Raw genomic sequence first — 9288 nt, 5'->3', positions numbered from 1 at the left:
GGGCGGGGCGGCGGCCAGCCCGGCCAGAAGCGACAGGACGGCCAGGGCGGGCCAGGGGGTCTGCGGCATGCGCAACTCCTTCGTCGGCGACCCGTGCTCTGGCGTGCTTGGAAAAATCCAAGCAAGGACCGGGCCACTTTCCGGCCCTTGGGAAAGCGGCGCCGCCGGACTAGATCTGCCGCATGATCAGCCCGCCCGCCCCCCGTCCCGAAATCTGGATCGACGCCGATGCCTGCCCGGTGCGCGAGGAGGTGTTCCGCGTGGCCGGGCGGCTCGGCCTGGTGGTGCATGTCGTCTCGAACGGCGCGCGCGGCATCCGCCTGCCGGAGGCGGAGTGGATCCGCCGGGTGATCGTGCCGCCGGGGCCGGATGCGGCGGATGACCACATCGCCGAGCATATCGCCGCGCGCGACCTCTGCGTCACCGCCGACATCCCGCTGGCGGCGCGCTGCCTGGAGAAGGGCGCGCGCGCCCTGGCGCCGAATGGCCGGCTGTGGAGCACCGACAATATCGGCAACGCCCTGGCCGGGCGCGAGGTGGCGCGGCAGCTGCGCGAGATGGGGGTGGAGACGCGCGGCCCGGCGCCGATGGCCGGGGCCGACCGCGCGCGCTTCCTGACCGCGCTGGAGAATGAGGCCCAGGCGGCGCTGCGCGAGGGCAGCGCGCCCAGGCTGTGGCGGCCGATCTTCGACGAGATCTGAGCCGCCGGCCCGGCCTCAGGGCGTCGGCACATCCTGCGGCAGCAGGCCCTGCTGCTTCAGCGCGGCCCAGAACTCGGCCGGGATCCTGGCCTGCATCAGTTCCACATTCTGCCGCACCCGGTCCGGATGCTTGGCGCCCGGGATGACCGAGGCCACCACCGGATGCGCGGCGCAGAATTGCAGCGCCGCCGCCTTCAGGTCGGCGCCATGCTGCTCGGCGAGCTTCGCCATGCGGTCGCGCTTCTCCACCATCTCGCGCGGGGCGTCCTGGTAGTCGAAGGTGTTGCCGCCGGCCAGCAGGCCGGAATTGTAGGGGCCACCGATGACGACATGGGCGCCGCGCTCGGCACACAGAGGGAAAAGTTCGTCCAGCCCCGACAGGTCGAGCAGGCTGTAGCGCCCGGCCAGCAGGAAGACGTCCGGGTCGGATTCCTTCAGCGCCCGCACGCAGGGCTCGGGCAGGTTGACGCCCAGGCCCCAGGCGCGGATCAGCCCTTCCTCGCGCATCCTGATGAGCTCGCGGAAGGCGCCCTCGCGCGCGATGCGGAAGGCCTCGTCATAGCCATCGCCCAGATGGTCGGTGGCGAGGTCATGCACATAGACGATGTCGATGCGCCCGATCGCCATGCGCTGCAGGCTGTCCTCCACCGAGCGGCGGGCGGCGGCGGCGCCGTAATCCACCTCGCGCCGGAACATCAGCGCGCTCTTGAAGGGGTGGCCGATGTCGGGGTTGGTGTCGGGCACCAGCAGCCGGCCGACCTTGGTCGACAGCACGTAATCGTCGCGCCGCTGCTGCCGCAGCACGGCGCCGAAGCGGTGCTCCGACAGGCCGGAGCCGTAATGCGGCGCGGTGTCGTAATAGCGGATGCCGCTGTCCCAGGCGGCCCGCAGCGTGGCCTCGGCGGTGGCGTCGTCCACCTTGGCGAACATGTCGCCGAGCGGCGCGCCGCCGAAGCCCAGCGGGCCGGGCGGGGCGAAGCGGGGGCTGGTGGCCATGGCGGTCTCCTTCCGGTTGCCGGGGGATGGCCCCTGGGCGGGGCGTCCCGTGGGAGACGCATGATGCGCGCGGCAGTTGCCGCGGGGCAGGGGGGCGATGCGCGCATCGCCACCCCGTGAACCGGTTCAGCCGGGCTCGGCCGGCAGCAGCAGGATGCGCTGCATCTCCATCGCCTCGATGGCCGGGCGCGTATAGAGCAGCGGCACATACTCCCCGCGCGCCCAGTGCGGCGCCAGGTCGGCGTAATGCGGCGAATCCGGGTCGCCCGACTGGCCGGGGGCGTTGATGCAGAGGCTGTTGTCCCATGCCCCCACATCCATCACCAGCCGCACCGAGGCGCCGTATTGGCAGCGGAAATCGCCGGGGCGGTAGCCGGTGTGCATCGGCGTCTGCGCGCTGCCGCCGACCGGGTAGGGGCCGACATCCATCGCCGCGGTCTGCGGCGTGATGCCCTGCAGCGCATGGGCGAAATAGCCATGATGCAGCCGGCCCCAGGCCCAGCCTTCGGGGCTGACGCCCATGCGGGCCTCGCAATCGCGGAAGGCGGCGATCAGGCACTCCGCCAGCAGCGCGTCGCGCGCGGCGGCGGGCAGCCGCGCATCCGGCTGCTCCAGCACGCGCAGCAGGCTTTCCATGTCCTGCGGCAGCAGCAGCGGGCGCAGCGCGGCATCCGGCACCAGCGCCGCCAGCAGGCGCGGCTTCAGGTGCTTGGTCAGGAACACCTCGAACAAAGCGGCGGCGGGGCTGTCGGCCGCCAAGCGGTGGTCCCAATCCTCCAGCAGGGTCTGCGCCGCCCAGAACTCCGGCGCCGCGCCGCGCGGCAGGGCCAGCAGCAGCGCGCAGAGCCGCCGCGCCGGGATCGACAGAACATCGGTCTGCAACGCTGTGCAATCGGCGAGCGTCAGCAGCGGGCCGCGGGTCAGCGCCTCGCGGATGCGGGTGGCGCGGGAATCCTCGCTCCATTCATAGCCATAGGTCTTCTTGGCATGCGGCCAGTCGGGCGGCAGGTTCTGCTCGTTGGCGCTGTGCACGAAGCCTTCCAGCGGGTCGACGCGCCACGGATGCTCCTCCGGGTGCAGCATGCCGGACCATTCATAGCGCCCATCGCCGGGCACCGGCAGCAGCCCGTCCCAGTTCGGCCGCTGCGGCGCGTAGCCGGTGGGCGTCCAGGCGATCTGCCCCGCCAGATCGGCATAGACCATGTTGACCGAGGGCGTGCCCCAGCGCGCCATGGAGGCGCGGAACTCTTCCAGGCTGCGCGCGCGCATGGTGGTCAGGCTGCCGAGATAGGGGGCCGAGCCGGGCAGCCACCAGACGCTGCGGATGGCCACCGCCCGCCGGGCGGCGAGATCGCGCGCGATCACCGGCCCGTGCCGGGTGAAGCGCTGCACCAGCGACTGCTCCGCATGCCCCTTCACCGCGAAATGCTCGGTGACCAGCAGCATGCGCTCGGTCCCCTCGCCATAGCGGTAGGAATCGGCGTCTTCCGCGTCCAGCGCGTAGACATAGACGTCTTCCTGGTCGGCGCCATGGATGGTGAGCGCGAAGGCGCTGGTGCCGTTGTGGCCGATGGAGATGCCGGGCACCGCCGGCTCGCCGGCGCCGATCGCGTTGAAGCCGGGGCTGTCCAGATGCACGATGTAGCGCAGCGAGGGCGCCGCATGCGCGCGATGCGGGTCGGAGGCGAGGATCGGCCGCCCGCTCTCGGTGCGGCTGCCATGGATGGCCCAGTTGTTGGAGCCCTCCATCTCGGCGCCCTGCACCACCTCGCCGAGATCGGTGAGACCGGTCCAGCGGCGCCATTCCTCCAGCGGCGCGGCGAGCCGCTCGGGCGAGAAGGTGACGGCGGCGGTGGCCAGCTTGAACTGCGTCAGCACCTCGGTGCCGAGTTCGGAGAGGTCCAGCCCCTCGGGCCGCACCGGCTCGTGCAGCGGCTCGATATTCTTGCGCAGCAGATCGGTGGCGAGGTCGGCGCGCGACAGCACGATGGCGCGCAGCACCTCGGACAAGGCGTTGCGCGTCAGGCTGTGGCTGCGGATGCGCACCACGTCCTCGGCCGACCAGCGCGCCGGGCGGGTGCCGAGGGCGCGGAACTCCGCCGGCAGCCGCGCGGGCTCGGCCTCGGTCAGCGCGACATAGGCGTTGATGCCGGCGACGAAGGCCTCGCAGATGGCGCGCGCATCGGCGGCATAGGCGTTGAACTCCGCCTCGATATCGCCGCGGTAGAGGAACAGCCGCGCGGCATAATCCTGCGCCAGGTAGCCCGGCCCGAAATCGGCGGCGAGCAGGCCGAGGCCACGCTTGCGCCAGAGATCGATCTGCCACAGCCGGTCGCGCGCCGCGTTGAAGCCCTGCACCAGGAACAGGTCGTGCTCATTCTCCGCGCGCAGATGCGGGATGCCCCAGCGATCGACATGGATCGAGGCGGGCTGGCGCAACCCCGGCAGCGCGATCGTCTCCGCGAGCAGCGGATCGGCGGGCGGGGCGGGGTCGGTCATGCGGCGTTTCCCTTGGCGTGCGGCAGGCTCAAGGGGAGGGAGGCTAGAAGCGCAACCCCGGCCGCGCAATGCGCGCGCCGCGCGAATATCGCTCTGCGCTACCGAAGGCTCGGAAAAACCGCTGTGCGGGGCAGCGGAGTCGCGGTTCAGCGCAGCCCGCTGCCGCCGCCCAGCGCCCGCGCCGCCTCGATCGCCAGCGGCGCGAAGCGCGCGGCGAAGCGCTGCGGCGGCCATTCGGAGAGCGAGCCGGCGATGTGCACCGCGCCCACCGGCCGCCCCTGCTGGTCGAGGATGGCGGCGCCCACCACCACCTCGCCGATCAGCATTTCCTCCTGCACCACGCTGTAGCCTTCGCGCCGCGCCTGCTCGATGCGGGCGAGGATGGCGTCGGGGTCGAGCAGTGTCTTCGGCGTCACCGGCCGGATGTCGGAGCGCGCCATCAGCGCGTTCACCTCCTCGCGCGGCAGGGTGGCCATGCAGGCGCGGCCGCCGGCGGTGCTGAAGCTCTGCAGCCGCCGCCCGACCAGGGTGGCGAAGAAGGTCTCCCGCTTGCTCTGCCGGCGCAGCGCGTAGACGATGGTGGTGCCGTCGAACAGGCTGAGATCGACCCGCTCGCCGGTGTTGCGCTGCAACTCGATCACCACCGGCGTGGCGCGCTCCACCAGCGGGCGGGAGCGCAGGAAGTCGAAGCCGCGGTCGAGGATCTTGCGCCCCGGCGTGTAGCCGCGGCCATTGGCGCCGCGCTCCAGATAGCCGAGCTTCAGCAGGGTGTGCGCCATGCGCTGCGCCGAGGAGCGGTCGATGCCGGAGAGATGCGCCAGCTCGTTCAGGCTGAGCTCGCCCGGCTGGCGCGCGAAGGCCTCCAGCAGCGCCAGGCCCTTCTGCAGGGATTGAACGAACAAACGGTCTTCTGGCATGGGACGCGGACTCCTCGGCGGGCAGCTTTGCGGCGCGCGGCGCGGCGGCGCAAGCCATGCGCGCCGCAAAAAGTGACGCGGCCGGCTGGATCGCCGCGCCGCGACGGCGCATGATCCGCCTCCACCTGCAAGCTGCCCGAAGGAGCCCTGCTGATGGCGCTGCGCTGCGACATGATCATCCGCGATGCCACCCTGTTCGACGGCACCGGCGGGCCGCGCCGGGTGGGCGATGTCGGCGTCGTCGGCGACCGCATCGTGGGCGTCGGCGACCTCGGCGGCATGAGCGCCGACCGCGAGGTGATCGCCACCGGCAAGGCGCTGGCGCCCGGCTTCATCGACGCCCACACCCATGACGACCGCGCCGTGCTCTGCGGCCCGGCCTGCACGCTGTGCAAGATCAGCCAGGGCGTCACCACCGTGGTGGTGGGCAATTGCGGCATCAGCCTGGCGCCGATGCGCCACACCGACAAGCGCCCGCCGGCGCCGCTCGACCTGCTGGGCGACGAGCAGTGGTGGACCTTCGACAGCTTCGGCGACTACGCCCACGCGCTGAAGACCAAGGGCAGCGAGGTCAACACCTACGCGCTGATCGGCCACCAGACGCTGCGCGTCGAGGCGATGGGCGGCGACCCCTACCGCGCCGCCACCGATGCCGAGATCCTGCGCATGCAGACGCGGCTGAAGCAGGCGCTGGCCGAGGGCGGCTCGGGCTTCTCGACCGGCCTCTACTACGCCCCCAACGCCAAGGCCTCGGCCGAGGAGGTGGTCGCGGTGGGCGAGGCGATGCGCACCATGGGCGGGCTCTACGTCACCCATATGCGCGACGAGGCGGACTTCATCTGCGCCTCGATCGAGGAGACGCTGAAGATCGCCCGCCGCATCGGCGTGCCGGCGCATATCAGCCACCACAAATGCTCGATGCCGGAGAATTACGGCCGCTCTGTGCAGACCCTGGCGCTGATCCAGGCCGCCGCTTCGATGCAGGAGGTGGCCTTCGACGTCTATCCCTATCCGGCCGGCTCCACCGTGCTGATGCCCGACCGGGTGCGCGACGATCTGCGCACCATCATCACCTGGTCGGTGCCCTATCCGGAGATGGCGGGCAAGGACCTGTCCGAGATCGCGCGCGGCTGGAACACCGACCTGCGCGCCGCGGCCGAGCGGCTGACGCCGGCCGGCGCCGTCACCTTCCAGATGGACGAGGAGGATGTGCGCCGCATCATGCGCCACCCGCTCTCCATGATCGGCTCCGACGGGCTGCCGCATGACGAGAAGCCGCATCCGCGCCTGTGGGGCACCTTCCCGCGCGTGCTGGGCTTCTACACCCGCCAGCTCGGCCTGTTCGACATGGAGACGGCGATCCACAAGATGACCGGCCGCGCCGCCCAGGTCTTCGGCATGGTCGATCGCGGCGTGCTGCGCGAGGGCGCCTATGCCGATCTGGTGCTGTTCGACCCCAACACGGTGATGGACAACGCCACCTTCGAGAACCCGGTGCAGATGAGCGTCGGCATCGAGCAGGTCTGGGCCAATGGCGTGGCCACCTTCGCCGCCGGCAAGGAAACCGGCGAGAAGCCGGGGCGCCTCGTCACCCGCAACCGCTGAGCGGCGGGCGGCTCAGGCGGCGTAGGCCGCCTGGTCGCGCCCGGCCTGCTTGGCGCGGTAGAGCGCCGCATCCGCCGCCTGCACCAGCATGGCCGGCTGGCCCTGCTCGGGCGGGACCATCGCCGCCGCCCCCAGGCTGACCGAGATCCGGCCGGAGCGCGCCGCCGGGTGCGGCAGGTTCAGCCGGTAGAGCGTGTCCTGGATGCGCTCGGCCAGGTGCTTCGCCTCCTCCGCGCCGCCCGGCAGCAGGATGGCGAATTCCTCGCCGCCATAGCGCGCGGCGAGGTCCGTCTCGGCGCGGATGCAGCTGCGGATGCAGCCGGCCAGGCTGCGCAGCACCGCATCGCCCGCCAGGTGTCCCTGGCTGTCGTTGAACGCCTTGAAATGGTCGATATCGAGCATGAGCAGCGCCAGGGGCTGGCCCAGCCGCTGCTGGCGCTCCCATTCCAGCCGCAGCAGCCGGTCGAACTTCCGGCGGTTGCCGAGGCCGGTCAGCCCGTCGGTTTCGGCCAGGGCGTGGTAGCGCTGGCTCTCCGCCCGGGCCGCCGCCTCGGCCAGCCGGCGGCGGCGCAGCTCGCGCTGCAGCCGCAGCCCGAGCAGCAGCGTGGCAAGGCAGAGCAGCGCCACCATCGCCATGGTCCCGACCGCGTGCTCCTGCCAGGGGTCGAGCACCGGCCCGGTCGCCAGCGCGACATTCAGCACCAGCGGGTAGCCGCCCAGCCGGGCATGGCTGTAGAGGCGCTCCACCCCGTCCAAGGTGGCGCGGCCGATGAACTGGCCGGAGGGTTCGGCCAGCATCCGCCGCACCGTGGGGGCCTGCGACAGGTCCATGCCCGGCCGGCCGCTGCCCATCGGCTCGCGATACAGCAGCACGCCCTCGGTGTTGAACAGGTTGATGGTGCTGTGCGGGCCGATGCTGAGCCCGCCGGCCAGCTGGCGCATGTAGGACAGTTGCAGCGTGCCCAGCACCACCCCCGCCAGCCGCCCCTGCGCGTCGCGGACGGCGCGGCTCAGCGCCAGGAAGTAACCGTCCCGCGTGCCATCCTGGTAGGGCGGGCTGATCAGCAGGCCCAGCTCCGGCTCCAGCCGGTGGCGCAGGAAGATGGCGCGCGACGACACATCCTGGTGCAGCGCCGCGCCGGGGTCGGAGCTGGCCACCACCTGGCCGGTGGCGTCCAGCAGCGTCATGTGGCCGAGGTGTCGCGTCGCCGCCGCCGGGGCGAAGAGCAGCGCCGACTCGGCCAGCTCCTCCTCGCGCAGCAGCCGGGCGTTGCGGGCCACCGCCGCCAGGGCGCGGTCATAGATGTCGATCTGCCGCTCGATGTCCTGGCTCAGCGCCAGCAGCAGGTTCTGCGCGCCGCGCTCGGCGCGGTCCCAGGCATCCTCGCGCAGCTCCCACAGCTGCAGCAGCGTCAGCGCCGCGAAGCAGAGCGGCAGCAGCAGGCCGAGCCAGAGCACGCCGCGTCCTTCGCGCGGGCGCCGTCGCCGTGCCGGTGCTGCGGGCGCCCGCGTCGTCTCGCTCATGCCGCCCAGCGGGGCGTCGCGCGCCAGGGCAGGGCGCGGGAGCGCCGGCGGCGGGGGTGGCGGATGGGACCAATCATGGTGGCGATCCGGGTGTGGCGGCGGTGTCGGATGATAGCGTGAGTTGTTTTGCTTTGCACCCTGCTTGCGGAAAAGGGGAAATTGGCCTGCCCATGGGCGGAGGCTCCCGCCCGGCCCGTTGCCAGGGCTGGCGGCCGAGCAGCGGCGTGCCGCGCCGAAAAATGTCAGCAGTATTGACCCAAATTCGGCTCCCTGCTCTGCTGCCGCCATGGAGACGCTGCCCGCCCTGCTGGGATTCGCCATCGCCGCCTCGGTCACGCCGGGGCCGAACACGCTGATGATCGCGGCGATCGCCGCGCAGGGCGGCTGGCGCCGCGCCCTGCCGGCCATGCTGGGCGTGACCCTCGGCTTCACGCTGATGCTGGTCCTGGGCGCGCTCGGCCTCGCCGCGCCGCTGGCGGCGCTGCCCTGGCTGCAGCAGGGGCTGCGCTGGCTGGGCGCGGCCTGGCTGCTGTGGCTGGCCTGGCGCATCGGCACCGCGCCGCCACCCGACCCTGGCGCGGCGCCACGCCGCCTGCCGGGCTTCTGGGCGGCGGCGGCGCTGCAATGGGTCAACCCCAAGGCCTGGCTGGTGGCGCTGGCGGCGCTGGCCAGCTTCGCCCGGCCCGGCGCGCCGCTGCAGGGCGGGCTGGCGGTGGTGCTGGTCTTCGCGCTGATCTCCATGCCCTGCCTGGCGGTCTGGGCGGCGCTCGGCGCCGGGGCGGGGCGCCGTCTGGCGACGCCGCGCGCCTGGCGGCTGGCCAATGCCGCGCTGGGCCTGCTGATGGCCGCCAGCATCCTGCCGCTGCTGCTGTGATCGCCGGCTGACCAGGGCTTCAGCCGGCTGTCACCCTCCTGTCATGCCGTCATGCTAGAGCATGGCGCGGCCACGCCAGGAGGAAGCCCCATGGACAGCGCGACCCGACACATCCTGGCGCTGTCCCGGCGCGGCGCATTGCGCGGCGGGCTCGGCCTGGCGGCGCTGGCGG

General features: G+C 72.3%; 7 protein-coding genes. 3 read left to right on the top strand and 4 right to left on the bottom strand.

Annotated features, from left to right (window positions below; genetic code table 11):
• Nucleotides 1-182 precede the first annotated feature (182 nt).
• On the top strand, nt 183-701 hold the full coding sequence (locus tag HMPREF0731_RS03155; protein ID WP_007002568.1) for a YaiI/YqxD family protein: 519 nt from the start codon (nt 183-185) through the stop codon (nt 699-701).
• A gap of 15 nt (nt 702-716) precedes the next feature.
• Here the strand turns inward: HMPREF0731_RS03155 and HMPREF0731_RS03150 are convergent, their stop codons facing one another.
• The 3 genes from HMPREF0731_RS03150 to HMPREF0731_RS03140 all read right to left on the bottom strand — a co-directional run bounded on the left by HMPREF0731_RS03150 (nt 717) and on the right by HMPREF0731_RS03140 (nt 5113).
• Nucleotides 717-1697 carry an aldo/keto reductase gene (locus HMPREF0731_RS03150; protein ID WP_007002567.1) on the bottom strand — a complete coding sequence of 327 codons (981 nt, stop codon included), beginning with the start codon at nt 1695-1697 and terminating at the stop codon, nt 717-719.
• Nucleotides 1698-1823: 126 nt separating this feature from the next.
• Complete coding sequence (locus tag HMPREF0731_RS03145; protein WP_007002566.1) at nt 1824-4196, bottom strand: penicillin acylase family protein; 2373 nt, start codon at nt 4194-4196, stop codon at nt 1824-1826.
• Between the two features lie 146 nt (nt 4197-4342).
• Nucleotides 4343-5113: an IclR family transcriptional regulator gene (locus tag HMPREF0731_RS03140; RefSeq protein WP_007002565.1), complete on the bottom strand. Its 771-nt coding sequence runs from the start codon at nt 5111-5113 to the stop codon at nt 4343-4345.
• A 153-nt stretch (nt 5114-5266) separates the two neighbouring features.
• Between HMPREF0731_RS03140 and HMPREF0731_RS03135 the strand changes: the two genes are divergently transcribed.
• Nucleotides 5267-6718: an N-acyl-D-amino-acid deacylase family protein gene (locus tag HMPREF0731_RS03135; RefSeq protein WP_007002564.1), complete on the top strand. Its 1452-nt coding sequence runs from the start codon at nt 5267-5269 to the stop codon at nt 6716-6718.
• A 12-nt stretch (nt 6719-6730) separates the two neighbouring features.
• On the opposite strand, the gene HMPREF0731_RS03130 is transcribed toward HMPREF0731_RS03135, so the two are convergent.
• A complete protein-coding gene (locus HMPREF0731_RS03130; protein ID WP_007002563.1) occupies nt 6731-8176 on the bottom strand; it encodes a GGDEF domain-containing protein in 1446 nt (481 codons plus the stop codon).
• A 352-nt stretch (nt 8177-8528) separates the two neighbouring features.
• Between HMPREF0731_RS03130 and HMPREF0731_RS03125 the strand changes: the two genes are divergently transcribed.
• Nucleotides 8529-9116 (top strand): LysE family translocator, encoded by a 588-nt coding sequence (locus HMPREF0731_RS03125; protein WP_007002562.1) that lies wholly within the window; start codon nt 8529-8531, stop codon nt 9114-9116.
• The last annotated feature ends 172 nt before the right edge of the window (nt 9117-9288 follow it).

This window comes from Pseudoroseomonas cervicalis ATCC 49957 (genome assembly GCF_000164635.1).
GTDB lineage: Bacteria > Pseudomonadota > Alphaproteobacteria > Acetobacterales > Acetobacteraceae > Pseudoroseomonas > Pseudoroseomonas cervicalis.
This window is presented reverse-complemented; position numbering and strand designations above follow the sequence as displayed.